Annotated in this window: 22 protein-coding genes and 1 pseudogene; 21 read left to right on the top strand and 2 right to left on the bottom strand. The window is 36.7% G+C overall.

The genetic code is table 11. The features are described 5' to 3' along the window. The 18 genes and pseudogenes from ISX59_RS10770 (at nucleotide 1) to ISX59_RS10690 (ending at nucleotide 15,585) form a co-directional block, all read left to right on the top strand. A complete protein-coding gene (locus tag ISX59_RS10770) occupies nucleotides 1-900 on the top strand; it encodes an NAD(P)-dependent oxidoreductase (protein WP_032542647.1) in 900 nt (299 codons plus the stop codon). Between the two features lie 2 nt (nucleotides 901-902). Next, nucleotides 903-1,913 carry a GDP-mannose 4,6-dehydratase gene (locus tag ISX59_RS10765; RefSeq protein ID WP_032542648.1) on the top strand — a complete coding sequence of 337 codons (1,011 nt, stop codon included), beginning with the start codon at nucleotides 903-905 and terminating at the stop codon, nucleotides 1,911-1,913. Between the two features lie 37 nt (nucleotides 1,914-1,950). Next, nucleotides 1,951-3,384: a lipopolysaccharide biosynthesis protein gene (locus tag ISX59_RS10760; RefSeq protein ID WP_032542649.1), complete on the top strand. Its 1,434-nt coding sequence runs from the start codon at nucleotides 1,951-1,953 to the stop codon at nucleotides 3,382-3,384. After that, entirely contained in the window at nucleotides 3,374-4,468 is a 1,095-nt protein-coding gene (locus ISX59_RS10755) for a hypothetical protein (RefSeq protein WP_032542650.1), read from the top strand. The genes ISX59_RS10760 and ISX59_RS10755 overlap by 11 nt, the downstream gene beginning before the upstream one ends. 23 nt (nucleotides 4,469-4,491) lie before the next feature. Beyond that, nucleotides 4,492-5,418: a glycosyltransferase family 2 protein gene (locus ISX59_RS10750; protein WP_032542652.1), complete on the top strand. Its 927-nt coding sequence runs from the start codon at nucleotides 4,492-4,494 to the stop codon at nucleotides 5,416-5,418. A gap of 21 nt (nucleotides 5,419-5,439) precedes the next feature. Further along, a complete protein-coding gene (locus tag ISX59_RS10745) occupies nucleotides 5,440-6,636 on the top strand; it encodes a glycosyltransferase (protein WP_032542653.1) in 1,197 nt (398 codons plus the stop codon). Nucleotides 6,637-6,661: 25 nt separating this feature from the next. Further along, the gene (locus tag ISX59_RS10740; protein ID WP_050550839.1) at nucleotides 6,662-7,492 is read left to right on the top strand and encodes a hypothetical protein; all 831 of its coding nucleotides are present in this window, start codon (nucleotides 6,662-6,664) and stop codon (nucleotides 7,490-7,492) included. 802 nt (nucleotides 7,493-8,294) lie between these two features. Then, nucleotides 8,295-8,837 carry a hypothetical protein gene (locus tag ISX59_RS10735; protein ID WP_032543813.1) on the top strand — a complete coding sequence of 181 codons (543 nt, stop codon included), beginning with the start codon at nucleotides 8,295-8,297 and terminating at the stop codon, nucleotides 8,835-8,837. Nucleotides 8,838-8,926: 89 nt separating this feature from the next. Continuing rightward, a pseudogene (locus tag ISX59_RS21235) lies at nucleotides 8,927-9,299 on the top strand (hypothetical protein). Nucleotides 9,300-9,530: 231 nt separating this feature from the next. After that, nucleotides 9,531-9,758 (top strand): hypothetical protein, encoded by a 228-nt coding sequence (locus ISX59_RS21230; protein WP_227559342.1) that lies wholly within the window; start codon nucleotides 9,531-9,533, stop codon nucleotides 9,756-9,758. Between the two features lie 426 nt (nucleotides 9,759-10,184). Beyond that, nucleotides 10,185-11,264, top strand: a complete 1,080-nt coding sequence (locus ISX59_RS10725) for a glycosyltransferase family 1 protein (protein ID WP_080720319.1) — start codon at nucleotides 10,185-10,187, stop codon at nucleotides 11,262-11,264. Beyond that, complete coding sequence (locus ISX59_RS10720; protein ID WP_032543811.1) at nucleotides 11,261-12,025, top strand: glycosyltransferase family 2 protein; 765 nt, start codon at nucleotides 11,261-11,263, stop codon at nucleotides 12,023-12,025. Before ISX59_RS10725 ends, ISX59_RS10720 begins: the two co-directional genes overlap by 4 nt. Then, entirely contained in the window at nucleotides 12,022-12,984 is a 963-nt protein-coding gene (locus ISX59_RS10715; RefSeq protein ID WP_032543810.1) for an NAD-dependent epimerase/dehydratase family protein, read from the top strand. The genes ISX59_RS10720 and ISX59_RS10715 overlap by 4 nt, the downstream gene beginning before the upstream one ends. Nucleotides 12,985-12,987: 3 nt before the next feature. Next, the gene (locus ISX59_RS10710; protein ID WP_032543809.1) at nucleotides 12,988-13,938 is read left to right on the top strand and encodes a glycosyltransferase family 4 protein; all 951 of its coding nucleotides are present in this window, start codon (nucleotides 12,988-12,990) and stop codon (nucleotides 13,936-13,938) included. Next, nucleotides 13,938-14,525, top strand: a complete 588-nt coding sequence (locus tag ISX59_RS10705; RefSeq protein WP_137569233.1) for an N-acetylmuramidase family protein — start codon at nucleotides 13,938-13,940, stop codon at nucleotides 14,523-14,525. Before ISX59_RS10710 ends, ISX59_RS10705 begins: the two co-directional genes overlap by 1 nt. 184 nt (nucleotides 14,526-14,709) lie before the next feature. Next, nucleotides 14,710-14,925 (top strand): helix-turn-helix transcriptional regulator, encoded by a 216-nt coding sequence (locus tag ISX59_RS10700; protein ID WP_032536343.1) that lies wholly within the window; start codon nucleotides 14,710-14,712, stop codon nucleotides 14,923-14,925. Beyond that, on the top strand, nucleotides 14,922-15,248 hold the full coding sequence (locus tag ISX59_RS10695) for a HipA N-terminal domain-containing protein (RefSeq protein WP_220575909.1): 327 nt from the start codon (nucleotides 14,922-14,924) through the stop codon (nucleotides 15,246-15,248). The genes ISX59_RS10700 and ISX59_RS10695 overlap by 4 nt, the downstream gene beginning before the upstream one ends. A 1-nt stretch (nucleotide 15,249) precedes the next feature. Next, nucleotides 15,250-15,585: a HipA domain-containing protein gene (locus ISX59_RS10690; protein WP_032543806.1), complete on the top strand. Its 336-nt coding sequence runs from the start codon at nucleotides 15,250-15,252 to the stop codon at nucleotides 15,583-15,585. Nucleotides 15,586-15,632: 47 nt separating this feature from the next. Here the strand turns inward: ISX59_RS10690 and ISX59_RS10685 are convergent, their stop codons facing one another. Both ISX59_RS10685 and ISX59_RS10680 read right to left on the bottom strand, forming a co-directional pair. Next, complete coding sequence (locus ISX59_RS10685) at nucleotides 15,633-17,207, bottom strand: Rne/Rng family ribonuclease (RefSeq protein ID WP_032531836.1); 1,575 nt, start codon at nucleotides 17,205-17,207, stop codon at nucleotides 15,633-15,635. A gap of 279 nt (nucleotides 17,208-17,486) precedes the next feature. Further along, nucleotides 17,487-17,762 carry an HU family DNA-binding protein gene (locus ISX59_RS10680; RefSeq protein ID WP_005776335.1) on the bottom strand — a complete coding sequence of 92 codons (276 nt, stop codon included), beginning with the start codon at nucleotides 17,760-17,762 and terminating at the stop codon, nucleotides 17,487-17,489. Between the two features lie 204 nt (nucleotides 17,763-17,966). Between ISX59_RS10680 and mutY the strand changes: the two genes are divergently transcribed. The 3 genes from mutY to ISX59_RS10665 all read left to right on the top strand — a co-directional run bounded on the left by mutY (nucleotide 17,967) and on the right by ISX59_RS10665 (nucleotide 21,171). Continuing rightward, nucleotides 17,967-19,013 carry an A/G-specific adenine glycosylase gene (gene mutY, locus ISX59_RS10675; protein WP_044301670.1) on the top strand — a complete coding sequence of 349 codons (1,047 nt, stop codon included), beginning with the start codon at nucleotides 17,967-17,969 and terminating at the stop codon, nucleotides 19,011-19,013. Between the two features lie 43 nt (nucleotides 19,014-19,056). Next, nucleotides 19,057-20,625, top strand: a complete 1,569-nt coding sequence (locus ISX59_RS10670; RefSeq protein WP_220575908.1) for an arylsulfatase — start codon at nucleotides 19,057-19,059, stop codon at nucleotides 20,623-20,625. 87 nt (nucleotides 20,626-20,712) lie between these two features. Continuing rightward, on the top strand, nucleotides 20,713-21,171 hold the full coding sequence (locus ISX59_RS10665) for a single-stranded DNA-binding protein (RefSeq protein ID WP_005776338.1): 459 nt from the start codon (nucleotides 20,713-20,715) through the stop codon (nucleotides 21,169-21,171). Nucleotides 21,172-21,268: the final 97 nt, after the last annotated feature.

Genomic DNA, 21,268 nt, shown 5'->3' with positions numbered 1-21,268 from the left:
ATGGAAACAGTATTTCTGATTGGAGGGAGCGGCTTTATCGGCAAGAACCTGGCACAATATCTGTCTCAAAAATATCATGTGCATGTATTTGATAAGTATATTGATCAGCCCTTCTTTACATCTTGTCCCTCCATTGAAACAACGGAACTGGATTTGGTAAGTCAACGTATCCCACAGGATGTACCATCACCTGATTATATCATAAATCTTGCTTCGATAGTGACGGCGGAGCGGAATATGTCCTTGTTTGATGAACTAATTTCGTCCAACTTAAAGATCCTTCTCAATCTGTATGAACGTTTCAAAGAAGAATCCTTGTTGAAACTTTTTGTTCAGTTCGGCAGTTCTGAAGAGTATGGTTCTGAACAATCTCCCTTTCGGGAGGAAGACCGTGAGTGTCCTAACTCTCCGTATGCCTTGGTCAAGCAATTGACAACCAATACATCCATGATGTTGTATCGGAATTATGGCTTTCCGATAATGGTTGTCCGACCCGGTAATTTGTTTGGTCCGCTTCAGAATAAGGATAAATTCATCCCCTATGTTGTCGGGCAACTGAGATCCGGGCTTCCTTTGAATGTTTCCCCCTGTGAACAGAAAAGAGATTTTATTTATGTGGATGACTTCGCTTGTGCAATAGAATCCCTTTTACAGAACCATTTCAAATGTCTTGGGGAGATTGTGAACGTGAGTAGTGGAGAAAGTATTTCTTTGAAACAGATTATAGAGCATTGTAAAGCATATCTTCACTCGTCATCGGATGTGAATTACGGTGCTTTACCCTATCGGGAGAATGAAGCTATGGATCTTAAATGCTCCATAGCTAAACTATCATCAATAACGGGATGCAATATCCATTTTGATAACGAAAAAAGACTAACTGATTATTTAAAACAATAACTATGAAGTATTTGATAACCGGCGGATGCGGTTTTATAGGGAGCAATCTTGCAGCGGAGGTGCTGAAGAGAGGTGAAGAACTCTTTGTCTTGGACAATTTATTTCGTTATGGGAGTGGTTCCAATCTTGAGTGGTTACGTACGAAAGGTGACTTTACATATTATCCTTATGATACCCGCAATACCAACGATGTCGAAACGGTAATAAAGGAGGTGCAGCCGGATTATATTTTTCATTTGGCGGGCCAGGTTGCGATGACCACCTCCATCTCCAATCCTCGGTTGGACTACGAAACAAATGCTTTGGGAACATTCAATTTACTGGATGCTGTCCGTAAGTATTCTCCGGATTCTGTAATCCTGTATTCTTCGACGAATAAGGTTTACGGTGATTTTGAGTATTTGCATTTCAGGGAAGAGTCTACCCGTTATGTTTGCGAAGAATACCCTAATGGCTTTCCTGAATCGATTTCTTTGGATTTTCACTCTCCTTACGGTTGTTCGAAGGGTTGTGCCGATCAATACCTGCTGGACTTCCATCGTATCTATGGTTTAAAGACGATTGTTTTCCGCCATTCTTCCATGTACGGCAGTAATCAGCACGCTACCTACGATCAGGGGTGGATTGGCTGGTTCTGTCAGAAAGCTCTGGAGATCAAGAACCATACTTTGCAAGAACCTTTTACAATCTCGGGTACCGGTAAACAGGTCCGTGATGTTCTTCATGGTGAGGATGTTGTGAATTTGTATTTTACAGCAAAGGACATTGACAAGGCCTATGGCGAGGTGTTTAATATTGGAGGTGGTATAGAAAATAGTCTTTCTTTGTTGGAACTGTTTGATTTGCTTGAGAATAAACTTGATATTGAGATGACCTATACTCAATTACCTTGGCGAGAGAGTGATCAGAAGGTTTTCGTGGCGGATATTGAAAAAGCTACAAGGATTTTGGGATGGCTGCCGAAGGTATCGAAAGAAAGTGGAGTAGAGTTGATGATTAATTGGTTATTGTAAGTAAAATATTTTATTAATTGGGTCGATGTCTTAGAAAATGACTAGAAAGAGGGAGGTTAATGCTGTTTTATGGAGTGGTATAGAAAGGTTTTCTGCTCAAGGTGTACAATTTGTTTTAAGTATAATCATTGCTAGATTAATCACTCCGTCTGATTATGGTTTAATTGCAATGCTATCTATTTTTTTATCTGTAGCTCAACAATTCGTAGATAGTGGCTTCTCAAGTGCAATAATTCAAAAAAAAGATAGGAAAGAAATAGACTTTTATACTGTCTTTTATTTTAACCTTATTGTTTCTGTTCTTATTTACATAATTTTGTTTTTTGTATCATCTTATATTGCAGAATTTTATTCTGAGACAAAACTAGAGATAATAGCTAAATGGATTGGGCTTAACATCATTTTAACTGCATTTTATATTGTCCCTCAATCGAAATTTGTAATTGAGTTGAACTTTAAAAAACAAGCAAAAATATCTTTTATTTCGGTTTTTGTAAGTGGAATAATAGGTGTTATTCTTGCTTGGTGGGGATATGGAGTTTGGGCTTTGGTCTGTCAATCATTGTTGAATAATCTTCTTTGTTTACTATTATACTGGATTGCTTCTAGATGGAAATTGAGATTAAAATTTTCTTGGTCTTCTTTTAAAAGTTTATATTCTTTTGGTTCTAAATTGTTGGTTGTTGGGATATTACATGTTATATTTGGCAATATATATACTTTAGTTATTGGTCGTCGATTTGCTTCTGTAGATGTTGGCTATTTTAATCGTTCACAATCGTTGGCTACATTTCCATCTATGAATATATCATCTATAATAGCACGCGTTTTATATCCTATTCAATGTGAAATCCAATCAGATAATGAATTACTTAAAATAGTGTTTGTTCGATATTTAAAGATGACTCTGTATGTGGTATTACCTTTAATGATGGGACTTTGTATCTTATCAAGACCTTTTGTTGAAATAGTACTGACAAAAGAGTGGCTACCTGTTGCTAATATATTATCGCTATTGTGTATAGCCTATATGTGTTACCCTTTTACTACTTTTAATTGGCAACTTTTAGCGGTCAAAGGTCGAACAGATTTAGCCCTTAAGGCTGAGATATGTGGAAAATTAATATCTTTTATTATTCTGATATTAGTTCTTCCTTATGGTGTTACTGCTATATGTTATGGCATCATTATAGCAAATGTGCTTGATACATTGATTATTATATACTATGTTAAGAAAGTTGTTTCGGTCACTTATTGGTTAGAGTTAAAATTGTTGTTTCCTATATTGGCTATAACGACTTTTATGGGAATTTCTATTTCAATTGTATTTCTAATATTTGAAAATCGTTATTTACAATTGTTTGTTGGCTTTTTTGTTGGAGCAGTGGTATATGTAGGCTTATCCTATGTGCTAGGATTCAAAGAAGTAAAGTATATTTTAAACTTAATATTCAGAAAAAATGAATTATAATACCTCTGAGTTTCTGGTAGATTTATCCTCTCTCAAAAGAGAGAGACCTATAGGTGTTACAGGTTTACTGAGAGTAAAAAATGATGCTGAATTTGTAGGACTGTGTATTGATTCATGTATAGATGCATTAGATGAGTTAATAATAACCTATCAGGCATGTGATGATAATGCTCCAGAGATTATTGAAAGAAAAAGACTTCAGTATCCGAATAAGATCAAGGTTTACTTTTATGAGCCCTATATTATATCTCATAATCTGACTCGAGAGGAATATGATAATGTGAGGAAAATGCCATTAAATTCAATGTGCTTGTTGTCAAATTACTACAATTATACTTTATTAAAAGCTTCATATCGCTTTGCTGTAAAAATTGATTCTGACCAAATTTATTTCTCTGAGAAAATGAAAATATATTGTGATGCATATAGGGACTGCGGACGTCAGAAAATTAAGATAAAAGAATATTTTGCATATTATTGGATCGTATTATGCAATCGTTTTTATAAAATACTTCCCTTTTCTCAATTGTTGGCTATAAATAAGCTTATTATGTCTAATTATGAAAGATATGTGCTCAAAATGATAACTAATAGAAAAAATATGTTATCTATTTCTGGTATAAATGTTTTTTGTAAAAAAGGACAGTGGGGAATACCTTTAGGAAATAATGATAATGGAATACGCACTCCTTTCAATGGGGTTGGTGATCATCTTTTCTTTGAAATAAAGCCTGATACATACTACATTCCTTGGAGTCATTATGATAAGCGTATCAATCGATATTTTTACTATGAGGTATTTCGTTTTGAAAAGGGGAAGAATAAACTATTATACGGTGGATTTTTTTGGTTTCATTTGGATGCTATTCGGAAAAATAGATACTGTGAAAATTTGCAGAGATATATAAATAAAGTCATACCAATAAAAGAGTTTTTTACTTCTCAAGTAACTTCATTTATTGATAGAAAGTTAATCTTAGCAAATATGAGGTATTACTACTTTTTATTTGTTGAGTATGAAAAAAGACGCATACCTCTGAAAAAATTAGAAATAATTGGACATGATATTAATTATATCCATTGATATTTTAAGCAAGAATCATATTTATGAAACAAAATAGATTATTAACAGTTGCTATTCCGACCTATAATAGACGAAAACAGATACAGCAGCAAGTTCGTGCGATTTTACCTCAATTGACAGATGAAGTCGAACTTATGATAATAGATAATCATAGTCCGTATGATATAAAGGCTTTATTTTCTTTAGAAGAATTGAGTAAAATGAAAATCGTAGTTAATGCAGTGAATATTGGGATGTCTGCTAATTATGCTCGTTGTCTTGAGTATCCTGATACTCAGTGGGTTTGGACTCTTTCCGACGATGATATGGTACTTCCTAACGCAGTGAATACCGTTTTAAATGCTGTGAAAGAATATCCCAATGCAATTTCCATCTGCTTGAATTCTTTGAGTGATTTTGAAACGAATAAATATACAGATTTTTTGGCTAAGATGCATTCTCATGTAAATTATTCAATGCATTTTTGGATGTCTGTATGCGTTTATAACTTATCCTATTTGCGTAGTTATTTGTATTGTGGGTTTAATGAGCTAACAACAATGATAGCTCCATTTATAACAGTTCTAAAATATTTGGAAATAAAAGGTGAAGGCCAATGCTTAATGTTGTGCCGGCAAATAATAAAGGATACGGAAAAAAATACTTCATGGGAAAAAACAGATTTCTTGATAAGAGTTTCTTTTGTTTATGATATCTTTAGAAATGACAGGAAAAAAATGTTGAGGACTCTTTTTTATGGCTGTACTGAGTTAAATCTCTGTTTATTGTATGAGGGCCTGAAACAAGTGCATATTTCTCCTAAAAATGCACTTTATATTCTAAGGCTAATAATGTTTAAATATGGGATCGTTAATGTAATTAGATTCTTCCCATCTCTTTATTTCCGTATACTAATTAGTCTAATTTTTCCTAAAATAAGTCGCTATGTAAAATTGCTTACAAGAAAATAAAATTAATAATTCTAATTCTTAATGGTAAAAAAACGAATCTTATTTGTATTTCATGTCCCATTCATTCCTATGAATGGTGGAGTCGAAAGGGTTACTGATATATTATCCCGTATTTTTTTGAAAAAAGGATATGAAGTTTTTTATTTGAATAATATAAGGCGGAATAGTGACTTTGTATATCCCGTAAAACAGTTTTATTTTCCTGATATGAATGTTTACTCTGCGAGTAATATCAATTTCTATAACCGTTTCATAGAAGACTATAATATTGATATTGTTATAAACCAAAATGGGGCAGAGAAGTATTCTTATTTATATTTAGATGTTAATAATAAAAAAACGAAAGTTGTTTCTGTTATACATACAAACCCTTTAGCTGGATATAATTATTATCATTCTGCTTTACTTCCTTTATGGAATGGATACTCATTCAATGCGTTGATTACATATTTTGCCAAGCTTTTTTTATTCCCATTTCGTTATGTTTATGGGAAAAATAAGTTGTATTTTAAATTGAGAAAATTATTCAAATTTGTGATTGATAGAAGCGATCTTGTGGTTTTATTGTCTGAAAAATATTTTGATGATTTTCTTTCGTTGTCTTTAGGTGATGTTTCTAAATTGAGATGTATTCCTAATCCTCTTGTCTATACTAATGAAGAAGCCTTTAATTTGATAAAGAAAAAACAAATACTATATGTTGGCCGCTTTAATCTGTCAGAAAAACGGCCAGATAGATTGTTGAAAATTTGGAAGAAATTGTATCATAAATATCCTGACTGGGAATTAGTGTTTGTTGGGGCTGATGGAATAGAAGGGTATATGCGTAGATATGTTAAACGATACAATTTGGATAGAGTTGTTTTTGCTGGCCAATGTGATCCTAAATCGTATTATGAACAGGCTTCAATACTTTGTTTGACTTCTTCGTATGAAGGTTTTCCTATGGTTTTATTAGAGGCAATGCAAAATAAGGTTGTTCCCATTGCTTTTAATAGTTTTAATTCAATAACTGATATTATTATTGATGGCGTTACGGGAGTATTAGTTGAGCCTTTTGATTTAGATGGATATGCTTCCAAGTTGGAAATGTTAATGATAAAACAGTTGGAAAGGCAAAAAATGGCAGAACATGCTTTTGAACATATGGCCAATTTTAGTAAGGATAACGTAAGTAAACTGTGGGAAAGCACTTTCGAAGAGTTGTTTTATAAGTAGGATAATCTCTTAATTTTAAAATATTATGCAATATAAGATTTTAGTTGTTCTTTATAATAAAAAAATTACTGAGTCAGAAACTTGTTTGTCAATACTTTCGTGTAGAAATTTAATACTTAATAAATGCGAGGTATTGATATGGGACAACTCTAATTCCTTTAATGAAGATGAAAGAACTCTTTTTGAAAATGAATTAGAAGGAGTAGCTATTTCTTTTTGGGGAGATGGAAATAATTATCCGTTATCTTATATTTATAATTTTGTTATAAAAAAGGTTGACAATAAGGGGCTCTTGGTTATATTTGATCATGACTCTCTAATATCTTCTGGCTATTTTGAAGAGCTATTTACTCTTGATTGTCTATATCCAGATGTGAATCTATTTTTACCTCAGATTTATTATAGAAATCAGTTGGTCAGTCCTGCAAAACTGTATTATTTTATAGGTAGATATTTTTCAAAAACTGTATATGGTAAATATTCCGCGAAATATTTAACGGCTATTAATAGTGGTATGGCTATTCGACTTGAGTATTTGAAAGAAATATTCCCCGGGTATAATAGTAGAATATTATTCTACGGTACTGATAATGATTTTATGTACAAGTATTCTTTAGCTAATAAGTTTGTTTTTATTATGAATGCTAAAATAGAGCATACATTAAATTATTATGAAGAGAAGGATTTAACTCTGAAGTTTGCAAGATATAAAGATATGAAACATGGAGCCTTGGTTCAGATGAAAGATATTAATCGATTTTTATTTTGGTTCTGTTGTTTTTATTATCTCTGTTATGAGATTAAGATGTCTATAAAACACCGTACTTTACACCTTTTTAAGGTAGTTTATCATTGAATTTTATATGTAAAAATAGAATTTTTTTCTATTTATTATATTTTCATATTAACAAATATTCCTTTCTGCGATGATAACACATAGTGTTCAGTTCATTACTTTGAGAAGCAGGAGATTTATCTTTCTTTTATATACGTTTATCTGGTTTTGTTTTTTCCCTTTTGTGCAGCTTTTTCCATTAGGTACCGATAGCCAACCTAATGCATTGCTAATTGCAATATTGGTTTTTATTATAAAACCTGTTTTTAAGATAAATAAAAATTTTTTTTTACTCCTTATTTTATTTCTATTTACTATTTTACTTTTATTTTTTAGTAAAAATTCATTTTCTTCATTTAGATCATTGTTTAATTATTTTTCTTTGTTCTTTTTGACGTTTATTTCTTATTATGTATTGAGTCTTTTGAATGGTATTCCATATAAACTATATTGTATTACAATTTATGTTTGGTTTATAGTAGGATTGATACAGATGTTTTTTTTCCCTTCTTTCTTATCTTTTCTTATTTCTAGGGGGGATTCTTCTGCTACTTTGTTGACAGGAAGAGGAATTGTATGTTTGACTCCAGAACCTACATTTTATGGTATTATGTGTTTGCTATTTATTATGATTGGATATTTGAACTTTAAGAATGTTTCTGGGATGAAATGGTTGTATTTTTTATTGTTAATTCAATTATTTCTATTTTCGCTATCTTCGATGTGTCTTTTTCTATTAGTAATATCATTTTTGTTTTTTAGTATATATAAAATTTTCATTTCTAGAAATATTAAAAAAATATTTATTTATTTTTTTTGTGTGATGATTGTTTATATTTTATTGCCTTTTGTCTTGAATTTTTTTGTAAATCTCCGATTTGGAATTTTGCTAAATAAACTTTGGTATACCCCGTTGACATTTGTTACATTAGATGCAAGCGTGAATGAACGATTTAATCATATATTTTTCCCTTTGTATGGGTGTTTTGAAAACTACGGCTTGCCTCATGGGTTTGATTCGTTTGAAGCTTTTATGAATAAATGTTTTGGGGTGAGTAAATTTCAAGATTTTTTTTCGGATTATATAATTAATGCCTCATATCATAGGATAATGAGTGCTATTGGTGGTGCTTTTTTCGAATTAGGTATTATGGCTTTTATTATTATTATTGTGATATATAGAGCTTTTAAGCCGTTAATACATATTGATAAAAATAATACTTTTTTTTTAATATTATATATTGGGGTCTTAATGAATGCTGTTACTTTTTCAAATGCGATTATTCCATTTGTATTAGGAAATATCTTTTTTTTAGGTAAAAATATGGAAATGAAGGATAGAATTGTGAGAAAAGAAAGATATTAATAAAATGCCTTTTAGCGTCCAATTTTGACGTATTGCTTAACCGATCCTAGAATCAGGCCTTTGCACTTGTTAATTCAAAAGCAAAGTATATGTATAGTTACGATGATTTTGAACCTCTTTTGGTCCGTTATAAATTGGAAAGCGTTCCCTTTGGAATTTCAATAGAGAAATTCTGTTTGTCTCACAAGGTTCCTTATAACTTATTTGAAAATGATACAAAGATACACGAAGAAAGATAATCCCCGCTCACGTCTTGGGTGCTTCTTCACCGGATGTTGATTTGAAGGAATCGTCTATGCCAAGTTTGGCTCCAAAGCCGATGGCCGATATGCCTGTTTTTCTGGCACGGGACTTCGTGTATTGGTGGATATTCGTATAAGCAACGGTGTACATATCAGGCAGAAGAATTTGAGCTACGCAGGTTTGAAAAATCTTGTAGAGAAACTAGAGGGTTTATGTTGAATATAACAGGCTTGAACCGTTTTTTCTTAGTCCGTGATTTCCATGGTATGAGTTGTAAATATGATAAAGTTTTATCTGTAAAACTTCAACAGTTGAATCGTGAATTGGAAGATGGTGATGTCTTTATTGTGATGTCTAAAGATTTGCGTCTGGTTCGTTTGTTCTGTTATGATCAAAGGTCTTACAGCATGTTTGAAAACGTTTCAGGGCGAGGCACAAGTTTATCGTACCATGAGTACCGATCATACGATTTGTCATGGCAGTGATATTCGTCAACTGCCCGCAGGTGCAATAATTATCAAATGTGTCCGTAACTATGCTTATGAGATTATTCGTTATAAGATGTTGGATGGAAAAATCCGCGAAGTCTATTCCCCATTCACTAGTCAACCTGAAATCATCGACGTGGTTCCGGGAACACACGCCTTCGGTTTTTTTGGTTTATTTGGCTTTCAATAAATATGTTTTGGATACTCCACTTTATCGTGAAATGTATAGGATATTGGGGGGAATCAATGAATTTGAGTCGTATGAGTTTGACCAATTGGTTGGAAAAAGGTTCCACTCATTTCTGCGAGTTGATTACTTATCTTAAAAATACCTGTTTGGAGGAGGAGGCTATTGTGAACTGTGATGAGACCTGGTGTTGGGTAAAGCTATAAAAATATATATGCTACCTGGTCAACAAGCTCTCCAAAGTATTTATCTATTGTTACGAAGATGGTTTCAGGGGGAGTGATGCCTTGAAGCATATCTTGGGTGACAGTCAGGTGAAAGCCCTGCAGTCAGATGGCTACTGTGAATAAAATGTTGTTCTGTAATTTTTTCTGTTATTTTTAGTTTATACTTTCCTTTATTCATTTTTTTATAATTATTCCATAAGAAATGATTAATTTAATATTAGATAATGTGATTTTTTCTCTACAAAAGTCTGGGGGGATTTCTGTTGTTTGGTTTGAATTACTGAAAAGATTGCAATTTGACAATCTGAATTTTGAATGTATTGAATATGAGTTTATAAGCAATATTAATCGTAAGCAGTTGAGTATTGTTTCTAAAAATATTCGCATTAGAAAAAAAAGATTTTTAAGTATCACTCGATATTTATCCCCAAAAATACATTGTAAAGATCCTTTTATTTTTCATTCTTCATATTATCGTACTTGCAGCAACTCTAATGCTATTAATATAACTACTGTTCATGATTTTACGTACGAATACTATTATACTGGACTAAAAAGGATAGTGCATTTATGGCAAAAATATCGTGCTATATCTAAATCGGATTATATAATATGTATTTCAGAAAATACAAAACGTGATTTATTGAAGTTTTTGCCAAAGACAGATGAAGCTAAGATACGTGTCATTTATAATGGGGTTTCTGATGATTATTTTTTTATTACGGAAAGAGAAAGCATCAAATTACCTTTTGATTTGGAAACCTATGTTCTGTTTGTCGGATCTCGTGAGAGATACAAAAATTTTGAATTAACTGTAAAGGCGGTAGCCTATAATAAGCTAAAACTTGTGATAGTTGGTGCACCTCTTCTTGCTAAAGAGTTGGAATTATTGCAGAAAGAGTTAGGGCAATCTAATTTTATTGCAGTCGGACGTGTTTCAAATGAAGAATTAAATCATTTATATAATGGAGCTTTGGCTCTTTTATACCCTTCTGAGTATGAGGGATTTGGTATTCCGGTATTAGAAGCACAGAGGGCGGGATGTCCGGTTATTGCATACAATGCTTCGTCTATTCCTGAGGTTATTGGAAATACTCCATTGCTACTTAATATGTTGTCAATAGAGGCTATAACAAAATGCTTTGATATATTAAGGAGGAAAGAGGAACGTGAGGCTATTGTTTATAGAGGGATTGAAAATGCAAAACGTTTTACTTGGGATAGAATGTATGAACAAGTAATAGAATTATATAAAGAAGCTTGGGAGGCTTCAAATCAATGAAGTTTTCTTTAGTCACGGTTACATATAATAGTGCTCAGACTATCCATGATACGATTCGAACAGTTTTATTCCAAGTATATCCTGATATCGAATATATAATTGTAGATGGTTCATCTCAAGATAATACTATTGAAATTATAAAAAGGTATGAGCCTCTATTTCAAGGTCGGCTAAAGTGGATCAGTGAAAAGGATAATGGACTTTATGATGCCATGAATAAAGGTATCCACATGGCTACTGGAGATATTGTGGGTATAATTAATTCAGATGATTTTTACCATAGGAACGATGTTATAACTAAGGTTGCAGAGGTTTTTAATAATACAGATACACAGGCTGTTTATGGAGATGTACGTTTTGTGAATCCTAAGAAATTGGATAAAACAGTACGTTATTATTCTTCTAAGAACTTTACTCCACATTTGTTTCGGTATGGTTTTATGCCTGCACATCCGACTTTCTTTACTTATCGAAAGTATTTTGAGGAGTTTGGCTATTATAAAACAGATTATAAGATAGCTGCTGATTATGAGCTCCTTATTCGCTTCTTATATGTACATCAGTTGAAAAGTAAATATTTACCATTTGATTTTATGAAAATGCGTACGGGAGGCGCCAGTACAGCATCTGTAAAAAGTAATATTTTACTGAATAAGGAGATTGTCAGGGCATGCAGGGAGAATGGAATTTGGACTTGTTTGCCACTTTTATGTTTAAAATATGCTGTGAAGGTTTTTGAACTGTTATTGATAAAAGAATGAATATACTGATTACAGGGATCCATGGATTTATAGGTTCTAATTTTATCAGGGCCTTGAGAGATAAACATGCATTATATGGACTTGATATTATCTTTCCTTTTAGAGATGGAGTGATCCAGACATTCTCTTGGAGAGACATTGAGTTCACTTCTTCTTCTCTTCAAACTCTTCCTAAGTTTGATGTCATTATTCATCTTGCCGGAAAGGCCCATGATACGAAGAATCAGTCAGCAGCACAGGAATATTTTGATATCAATACCCGTCTTACCCAAAAGATCTTTGATTTCTTTCTGGAATCATCTGCCAAGAAATTCATTTTCTTTAGTTCGGTGAAAGCTGCTGCCGATAGTGTAGTAGGAGACGTGCTTACTGAAGACGTGATTCCGACTCCGGTAGGGCCCTATGGCGAAAGCAAGATACAGGCTGAGGAGTATATAAAGAAGCATTTTACATTCTCAAACACGGATAAGCAGGTGTATATTCTTCGTCCTTGTATGATTCATGGTCCGGGTAATAAAGGAAACTTGAATCTATTGTATAATGTGGTGAAGAAAGGAATTCCCTGGCCATTGGGTGATTTTGAAAATCGCCGTTCATTTATTTCAATCGATAACCTATGTTATGTGATTGAGGGATTATTGACAAAAGATGTCCCTTCGGGTATTTATCACATGGGTGATGATGAAGCTCTGTCAACGAATGAACTGATTGCCATCATGTGCGAGGTAATGGGAAAACAGCCTCACATCTGGAAAATGAACAAGCGTTTTATGGAAGGATGTGCCGGACTGGGGACTTTACTCCACTTGCCTTTGAATACCGAAAGACTTCGTAAACTGACGGAGAACTATGTAGTAAGTAACGCCAAGATAAAGGTCGCTTTGGGGATTGATAAAATGCCGGTCACCGCTAAAGAAGGGCTGATGAAGACTGTTCTTTCATTTGAAGAAACTGAATAACTTATGTACTATCTGATAATCTTAGTTCTGCTATTCTTAGCAGAACTTTTTTATTTTCATATTGCCGATAAATATAATATTATCGACAAACCGAATGAACGAAGTTCGCATACCCGGATCACCCTACGGGGTGGAGGAATTATCTTCTACTTGGGTGCATTGGCTTATTTTCTGACAAGTCAGTTTGAGTACCCTTGGTTTATGTTGGCTCTCACATTAGTGACGGCGATCAGTTTTGTAGATGACATCCGCTCCATGTCACAAGGACTTCGTCTTGTTTTTCATTTTACGGCGATGGCCCTGATGTTCTATCAATGGGGATTGTTTAGTTTGCCTTGGTGGACGTTGCTTATCGCTCTGATTGTCTGTACGGGGATTATCAATGCTTATAACTTTATGGATGGCATTAACGGCATTACCGGTGGATATTCATTGGTTATCCTGGTTTCTTTGGCATATGTGAATGCAGAAGTGATCTCCTTCGCAGAACAGAATTTTATTTATACGATGATTTGTTCTGTGTTGGTGTTTGACTTCTTTAATTTCCGTAAGAGAGCGAAATGCTTTGCCGGTGATGTAGGTTCGGTCAGTATAGCTTTTGTAGTCTTGTTCCTGATTGGGAGTTTGATTCTTCAAACGAAAGATTTCAGCTGGCTTGTATTTCTTGTTGTGTACGGAGTGGATAGTGTGTTGACGATCGTACACCGGTTGTTGCTACATGAAAATATTGGTTTGCCTCACCGGAAACATTTGTATCAGATCATGGCCAATGAACTGAAGATACCACACGTGGTAGTGTCACTGATCTATATGGTGGTTCAAAGCGTCGTTGTGGCAGGGTATTTGGCATTGCGGGAGTATAGATATGGGTATTTATCAGGGAGCATATTGGTGTTGAGCCTGTTGTACCTCCTGTTTATGAAGAGATTTTTTTATTTGCATAAATCTAATTAATCATGAACTTAACAGAAAATGATTTTCGGCGTGTGGCAGATTGGCTTGGCGTTGAAGTGGCAGTGGTAAAAGCCATACAGGCAGTTGAGGCCGGTGGGCGTGGGGGCTTTGTGGCTCCGGGACGACCGGTGATCTTATTCGAAGGTCACATCTTTTGGCGTGAACTCAAGAAGCGGGGACTTAATCCGGAGAGGCATGTTGCGGGCAATGAAAACATTCTTTATCCTAAATGGGAGAAGGGGCATTATTATGGCGGGATAAGAGAGTATGAACGTCTGGAAAAGGCCCGGGAAATACATAAAGAAGCTGCTGACGCTTCCACTTCATGGGGAATGTTCCAAGTGATGGGCTTTAACTATGCGATGTGCGGGTATGGCAGTGTGGAGGAAATGGTGAAAGATATGTGTGTCGGAGAAGATAAGCAACTGGAAGCTTTTGCGAGGTTTGTGAAATTTGCTAAGCTACAGTCCTGCCTGGAGCAGAAAGACTGGGCCGGGTTTGCCAGGAGGTATAATGGACCCGGATATGCCCAAAATCAGTACGATAAAAAACTGGAAGAGGCTTATCGGAAGTTTACGAAGGAATAGAAATGTAATGGATAGGAGGAAGTAGGTTCTAATGAAAATATCAGGAAAGTCATAGATGTAATCAGATAGAATGAGTGAAAATATACCCCAACGGGTATAAATTTTTGCTTTGCTCCCACTTTTATACCATATCGGGTATAAAAGTGGGAGTCTTTTATTATATTTGTACCCAAACGGGTATAATATGGGAAATCAAACAATAGCAGAGTATGTGAAGCGGATGCGTAGGGAAACAGGGCTTACGCAAGTGGATTTATCAGAGAAGGCAGGTGTCGGGTTGCGTTTTGTACGGGAGCTGGAGCAGGGAAAAGAATCTCTCCGGCTGGATAAAGTAAATCAGGTACTTAGCTTATTTGGTAGTCAGGTAGGAGTAGTGTCAATTAGAAAAGAAGAGTTATGAAAAAGGCTGAAATTTATGTTAGCAATCAGTTAGCCGGTATTTTGATTGAAGATGAAAATGGCTTTTCTTTCACTTATACAGACGAATATATTTCAAAGGGAAACCGACGACCTGTTAGTCTGACGCTTCCGATAACTCATGTCCCCTATACAAGCTCTGTGCTGTATCCTTTCTTTGATGGATTAATTCCTGAAGGATGGTTGCTTGATATTGCGGAACAAAGTTGGAAGATAAGTAGTCGGGATAGAATGGCTTTGCTGCTGGCTTGTTGTAAGGATTGCATAGGAGATAGTACTCTTCTCTTGGATTACGGGGAATTCTGATATGCATTTGAAGAACTTTTCTTTATATAGTACGAAACCTATTAGTTATGTTCTGGCACCCGCTTATGACTTACTGTCAACGAAGTTGGTCCTTCCTGCCGATTCTGAGGAATTGGCATTAACTCTTAATGGGAAGAAGAAGAAAATAAAGAAGTCGGACTTTGTTGTTGCAATGAACTCGACCGGCTTGGAAGATAAGATTATTGAAAATGTTTTTAATAAGTTTGATCACCTTCAGTCTAAATGGGAAGAGTTTATAGATGTTTCTTTTATACAAGAAACAACCAAAGAAAGGTATAAGGAGCTTATACATGAAAATTGGAAAAGGATTAAGTGATAGCTCAATAAAAAGAAAGGCGACTTTTTCTCAAGCCGCCTTTCTTTTTATTTAATCTCAAATTCTTCCTTCATATCGATCTCTTCTCCATGTGAATCGTAGAATACGTATTCAAGAAAAGCGAGTTTCTGACTCGGAATAATTTTAATACCAAATCCGTATTTCATCTGCCATTTGCGTTTCAGCGACATAAGTCCCTGATTCAAATAAGCAGCCACATACGGGTGGATGTGTAGCGAGAATTTCTTTATCTTCAGTTTATTGACCAGATAATCAATTTTACTCTCCAGTGTGTCCGTAAAGAGGATGGACGATTTGATGGTGCCTTTACCAAAGCAAGTCGGACAGGTTTCTGTAGTGTTCACGTCCATGGCCGGGCGAACCCGTTGACGCGTAATTTGCATCAGTCCGAATTTGCTTAAGGGCAGAATGTTGTGACGCGCCCTGTCTTTTTGCATGTTGGCACACATACGTTCGTAAAGCTTCTGACGGTTTTCGGCTTCATTCATGTCAATGAAATCTACCACAATGATACCACCCATATCCCTTAGCCTCAGTTGGCGTGCCAGTTCGTCGGCAGCCCCCAGGTTTACTTCGAGTGCGTTACCTTCCTGCCCGTTGGCATTCTTGGTGCGGTTTCCGCTGTTCACGTCTACTACGTGAAGCGCCTCAGTGTGCTCAATAATCAAGTAGGCACCACTCTTGTAGGATACTGTTTTACCAAAAGACGATTTAATCTGTTTGGTGATACCGAAATTGTCATAAATGGGAAGTTGACCTTTATACAACTTGACGATGCCTGCCCGTTCGGGAGCAATCAGCGTCACATAATCCTTGATTTCGTTGAACACCGCTTCGTTGTTCACATGGATGTTCTCGAAAGAAGGATTGAAGAGATCACGCAGCAAAGCTACGGCACGGCTTGTTTCCTCGTAGATAAGTGTCGGAAACTTTGTGGCCTTTTGTACTTTGGTGATACTTTCTTCCCAGTGCTTCAGCAATACTTTAAGCTCTCCATCGAGTTCGGCAACACGTTTGCCTTCTGCCACTGTGCGTACAATCACTCCGAAGTTTTTCGGCTTGATGCTCATCAGCAGTTGTTTCAGGCGTGCACGTTCTTCGCTCGATTTAATTTTTTGAGAGACAGAGACCTTGTCGTTGAAAGGAATCAGCACCAGATATCTTCCTGCAAACGAGATTTCGGAAGTCAGGCGCGGTCCCTTGGTTGAGATAGGCTCTTTTACAATTTGCACCACTACTTCTTGTCCTACCTTTAATGTATTGGCTACTGTGCCATCCTTGTCCAGGTCGGGAAGCAGGGTTGCTTTCGAAATGGGATTAAGCTTTTTTTTGTCGCTTAAAGTCTGCTTTACGTACTTTTCGAGTGAGTTAAATTGAGGACCCAGGTCTAAATAATGAAGGAAAGCATCTTTCTCGTAACCGACATCCACGAAGCAAGCATTCAGTCCGGGCATCAATTTCTTGACGCGGCCCAAATACATATTGCCCACCGAAAAGGAGATATTTCTTCCTTCGCTTTGAAGTTCCACCAAACTCTTGTCCTCAAGTAAGGCGATGGAGACTTCTTTGGGCTGTACGTCTACTACTAATTCGCTTGTCACGTCTGTTTCCTAATTATTTAATTTTATAAAAAAATGAACGAATAACTTTATGCGTTTGTTCATTCAGTCGGGCATTTAAACAAAGAACAAACTCGAAAGACATTTGCTTCACAAGTTTGTTCTTTATTTCTGTCCAGATTCAGACTAAAAATTACTTTTTGCTTTTATGTCTGTTCTTTCTTAGTCTTTTTTTACGCTTGTGCGTAGACATTTTATGTCTTTTTTTCTTCTTTCCGCTTGGCATAGCTTCAAAATTTTATGGGTTAATACTCTTGTTTATTATTTCTTTACCGAAAGGGTGAATGTCTTAGCTGGTTTGAACGCCGGAATGTTGTGTTCCGGAATGATGATGGTCGTATTCTTAGAAATATTACGAGCGGTTTTTTGAGCTCTTTTCTTTACGACGAAGCTACCAAATCCACGGAGGTAAACATTCTCGTCCTTAGACAAAGAATCTTTCACTGCATCCATAAATGCCTCAACTGTTGTAAGTACTGTTACTTTGTCAACACCGGTGTTCTTTGCAATTTCGTTTACAATATCTGCTTTAGTCATTTTTCCTTAAAAAAAATATTATTACTATGTTCTTTCTAATTTTTTGGACTGCAAATATATAGCTTTTTAGTCTCCCAAAAAAATATATCCCGAACAATTTTCTAAAAAAGTCGCTTCATTAAGCTTTCTTAGTTCGTAATTAGATGAAAAGAACTACTTTTGTGCAAGGATAAAGTTAACAAAAAGTAGAATCTGGCTAAATATATGAATCCTAACTTCAGCAATACAATAGAAAAGTGGTATCAGGAATATAAAAGGGAACTTCCATGGAGGGAGTCCGCGGATCCTTATGTGATATGGATTTCGGAGATCATTCTGCAACAGACCCGTGTCGTGCAGGGGTATGACTATTTCATGCGGTTTATGAAACGGTTTCCGGATGTTGCCACATTGGCCCAAGCGGATGAAGACGAAGTGATGAAGTATTGGCAGGGGCTGGGCTATTACTCCCGTGCACGCAATTTGCATGCAGCCGCTAAAAGTATGAACGGGGTGTTTCCTAAAACCTATCCGAAAGTGAGGGCTTTGAAGGGGGTAGGTGACTATACTGCCGCTGCCATCTGTTCTTTTGCCTATAACATGCCTTATGCGGTAGTCGATGGGAATGTGTACCGGGTACTTTCCCGCTATCTGGGCATCGATACTCCGATAGATTCTACTGAAGGGAAAAAGCTCTTTGCTGCCGTAGCCGATGAACTGCTGGATAAAAAGAATCCTGCCCTTTATAATCAGGCTATCATGGATTTTGGAGCTATCCAATGTTCGCCTCAGTCTCCTAACTGCATGTTTTGTCCGTTGGCAAGCGGCTGCTCGGCATTAGCCGGGGGAATGGTGGCACAACTTCCGGTAAAACAGCACAAAACGAAAACGACCAATCGCTACTTCAATTATATATATGTACGTATGGGTGCGTATACTTTGATTAATAAAAGAACGGGCAATGACATCTGGAAAAATCTGTTTGAGTTTCCTCTGATTGAAACTCCCGAAGCTGTCTCGGAAGAGGAATTTCCGGCGCTGCCTGAATTCAGAGCCATGTTTGCGGAGGGAGAGACCCCTATAGTCCGTTTGGTTTGCAGGGATGTGAAACATGTACTTTCACACCGGGTGATTTATGCCAATTTCTATATGGTTGATCTTCCGGAGAACAGTCAGTCTTTTACTTCTTATCAGAAAATAAAAGCCGATGAATTGGAGCAGTATGCGGTGTCGAGGTTGGTACATGCCTTTATCGAGAAATACATTAACTAATTGAAAATTATCACTGTGTTAAACTAATTAAATATCTAAAATTATGAGACGATCCTATTTATTATTGGCCTGTCTTTCTCCGGTAGCCTGTATAATGGCTGCAAACGGACAAAAAGGAGGCAAGAGCAAACAAAAGGTAAACGAACGGCAATTGCCCAATGTTGTGTTTATTTATGCCGACGATTTGGGCTATGGCGACCTTGAATGCTATGGTGCCAAAAATGTACAGACCCCCAATGTGAACCGCTTGGCTTCCGAAGGTATCCGCTTCACCAATGCACATGCTACAGCCGCTACCAGTACTCCCTCACGTTACTCTATGCTCACAGGCGAATATGCCTGGCGTCGTCCCGGTACTGATGTTGCCGCGGGAAATGCCGGAATGATTATTCGTCCGGAAGATTATACCATGGCGGATATGTTTAAGAATGCCGGATATGCTACCGCTGCCATTGGAAAATGGCATCTGGGATTGGGAGACAAAGCCGGCGAACAGGATTGGAATGCCCCTCTTCCGGCTGCATTGGGCGATCTGGGATTTGATTATTCTTATATCATGGCTGCTACTGCCGACCGTGTACCTTGTGTCTTTATCGAGAACGGAAAGGTTGCGAATTACGATCCGAGTGCCCCTATCGAGGTTAGTTACCGGAAACCTTTCGAAGGTGAACCTCTGGGAAAAGATCATCCCGAATTGTTGTATAACCAGAAGCACAGTCATGGTCACGATATGGCTATCGTCAATGGTATTGGCCGTATTGGCTATATGAAAGGGGGAGGTAAAGCTCTGTGGAAAGATGAAAACATAGCTGACTCCATCACCAGCCATGCTATCGATTTTATTCGTGATCATAAAGATGAGCCTTTCTTTATGTATTTTGCTACCAATGATGTACATGTTCCCCGTTTCCCTCACGAACGTTTCCGTGGTAAGAATCCTATGGGACTCCGGGGGGACGCCATTGTTCAGTTTGACTGGAGTGTCGGACAAATCCTGGAAACACTTGACAAACTCGGTCTTTCTGAGAATACGTTGATTATTCTTTCCAGTGACAATGGTCCTGTTGTGGACGATGGGTATCAGGATCGTGCCGAAGAGCTGCTAAACGGTCATAGTCCTGCTGGCCTGCTTCGTGGTAATAAATATAGCGCTTTCGAAGGAGGAACCCGGATACCGGCAATTGTTCGCTGGCCTAAACAAATCGGACAGCCGCAGGTGTCGGATGTATTGGTTTCACAAATCGACTGGTTGGCTTCTCTGGCTTCTCTCGTAAATGCGCGTCTGCCTAAAGGGGCTGCTCCAGATAGCTTCAACCGCTTGGGCAACTGGATCGGAACAGATTCTACTGACCGTCCCTGGGTGATTGAACAGGCTTCTAACCATACGTTGTCGGTACGTACCAAGGACTGGAAATACATTGAACCCAACGACGGACCGAAAATGATTACGTGGGGACCGAAAATCGAAACCGGTAATTCGAGTATCCCTCAATTGTATGATATGACTAAAGTCTATGAACAAGAGAATCTTGCAGAGAAGAACCCGGCAAAGCTCTTTGAACTGCAAACGATTTTAAGGAAAGTGCGCAATAAAACTTATAGAGCTTTATAAAAGTTGTAACAATTCTTGCATTCTATTGTTATTCTACTTAATTTTGGCAACAAAAATCGGTATTTAGAAACATAAAACTCTGAGAATATGTCAGTAAATAAAGTGATATTGATAGGAAATGTCGGTAAAGACCCTGAAGTGAGATATTTGGATACGGGTATTGCTGTGGCCAGTTTTCCTTTGGCTACAACCGACCGTGCATATACTTTGTCTAATGGTACACAAGTGCCTGAGCGGACTGAATGGCACAATCTTGTACTTTGGAGAGGACTGGCAGAAACTGCCGAGAAATATGTACATAAAGGTGATAAGCTCTATGTGGAAGGTAAGATAAGAACTCGTTCTTATGATGACCAGAGTGGGGCAAAACGCTATGTTACCGAGATATTTGTAGATAATATGGAAATGCTGACTCCGAAAGGTGCCGGTGCCGGATCGTATGCTCCGTCACAGCAGCAGGCTGCTGCTCCCGTACGGCCTCAACCGCAACAACCGCAGCAATCGGCATCTTCACAAGATAATCCGGCAGACGATCTGCCGTTTTAATGGTTGCGGACTACAAGTTAAGGATGATAGTTGTCATCCGGCTGTTGCCTTAACTTGTAGTTCATAACTCTTGACTAACAACTTGTAGCCAGAGTTT

The organism is Bacteroides sp. FSHCM14E1, from assembly GCF_019633785.1.
GTDB classification, from domain to species: Bacteria; Bacteroidota; Bacteroidia; order Bacteroidales; family Bacteroidaceae; genus Bacteroides; species Bacteroides hominis.
Note: the sequence above shows the minus strand (reverse complement) of the source record. Positions and strands in the feature narration are given on the sequence as shown.